The 1,462-nt window shown below is 67.9% G+C and carries 3 protein-coding genes; 1 reads left to right on the forward strand and 2 read right to left on the reverse strand.

Annotated elements, in window-relative coordinates; all coding sequences use genetic code 11:
• Together AB0M20_RS43210 and AB0M20_RS43215 are read right to left on the reverse strand one after the other, a co-directional pair.
• On the reverse strand, positions 1-586 hold a 586-nt coding region (locus AB0M20_RS43210; protein WP_364307274.1), incomplete at its 3' end, for an MFS transporter.
• A gap of 142 nt (positions 587-728) precedes the next feature.
• Positions 729-983: a cation transporter gene (locus tag AB0M20_RS43215; protein ID WP_364307275.1), complete on the reverse strand. Its 255-nt coding sequence runs from the start codon at positions 981-983 to the stop codon at positions 729-731.
• A 383-nt stretch (positions 984-1,366) separates the two neighbouring features.
• Between AB0M20_RS43215 and AB0M20_RS43220 the strand changes: the two genes are divergently transcribed.
• The coding region (locus AB0M20_RS43220; RefSeq protein WP_364307277.1) for a DUF1918 domain-containing protein at positions 1,367-1,462 on the forward strand (96 nt) is incomplete at its 3' end.

Raw genomic sequence — 1,462 nt, forward strand, 5'->3', positions numbered from 1 at the left:
CGCGCACCACAGCGAACACGACCGACGCGAGCCCGGCGGTGACGGTGACGGCGCTGGTGACGTTCAGGGAGCCGCGGCGGGTCGCGCCTGCGGGCAGCGCCGAACGAGTCACCGCGAGCACGATGACGGCAAGCGGGACGTTGATGAAGAACACCCAAGGCCACGAGGCGTACTCGGTAAGGACGCCGCCGAGGAAGACACCGGCGGTGCCTCCGGCGGGTGCTGCGGCGCCGTACAACGCCAACGCCTTCGTGAGCTCCTTCGGCGATGAACCGAACGTCATGAACAGCAACGTCAGCGCGGCGGGAGCGATGAGCGCGGATCCGGCGCCTTGAACGGCGCGGCCGGCGAGCTCGACGGGGACGTTGCCGGCGAACCCGGCCATCAGCGACCCGACGGCCAGGACAATCCAGCCGATGCTGAAGATGCGGCGGGCGCCGAACAGGTCTGAGAGCCGACCGCCGAGAAGCAGAAGGCCGCCGAACGCGACGACGTAGGCGTTGAATATCCAGCTGAGCCCCCCAGGGGTGAAGCCGAGGTCGTGCTGCATCTCCGGCAACGCGACGCCGATGATGGAGGTGTCCATGATGACCATGAACTGGGCCGCGGCGATAACGCCGAGAGCGAGCCAACGGAGGCTGCTTCGGGCTTTCGCGGCGGAAGGCTTAGTAGACATGACGTGCCCTTCTGTGATGACGGACCGGTCGTGGTCGGCTATGGCAACAGGCTCAGGGCGTTGACTTGCCGGCCGCTGTCCCACCGCTGTCGCCGCGTCCCGTGCCCTCGAGCTCAGGCCGGTAGTTGGTGCCGGTGAACGCGGCGAGCACGTCCTCGAGCTCCATGGAGCCCGACAGACGGACCATGCAGTTCCCGGGGTTGGCGCTGACCGTTTCCACTCCGGGAACGTCGCGGAGGCGCGCGGTCACTTCACGGACGCAGCGGCGGCAGCCCATGCCGCCGACAAACAAACTGAACTCACGCATAACGGGCTTCACTCTCGAGATTCGTTCGGCACTGATGCCCACAGGTTGCGCGGCAGCGCTGTCCGCTCCCTGTCCACGCGGCTTCGCGGCCAGCTGAGCTCTTGACCACGTTGCGACGAGCCCGCCGCGGTAGATGGCATCGGAAAGGCGCGCGGTTGAGCGGTCCAGGCCGTCAGTCCTGACGGGTTTCCGCCGGGCACGACGGACAGGCGTAGGGTGGGAGGGAGTCATCCTGGACCCTGGTGGCCCGGCAGTCGCCGCCGCGGGACGACGCCCTGCCTCCGCTGCTCACGGCTGTTCCCGTCAGGATCGTTCCGGGCACGACTATCCGGCTGAGGCCGAGGTCAGGACTTGCTCATGCGGCACCCGTGGATAGTCGTCCCATGATCGCCCATGTTGGCGACCGGCTCGTCCTCAAGGGCGCCCATGTGGGCGACCTGCGCCGGATCGGCGTCATCATCGCCGTCAACCACTCCGAC

The sequence above is a fragment of the Actinoplanes sp. NPDC051633 genome (genome assembly GCF_040681735.1).
GTDB lineage: Bacteria > Actinomycetota > Actinomycetes > Mycobacteriales > Micromonosporaceae > Actinoplanes.

Excerpts from the sequence above, each read along its gene's own strand:
- AB0M20_RS43215 (WP_364307275.1), bottom strand. The coding sequence starts at position 983 with ATGCGTGAGTTCAGTTTGTTTGTCGGCGGCATGGGCTGCCGCCGCTGC.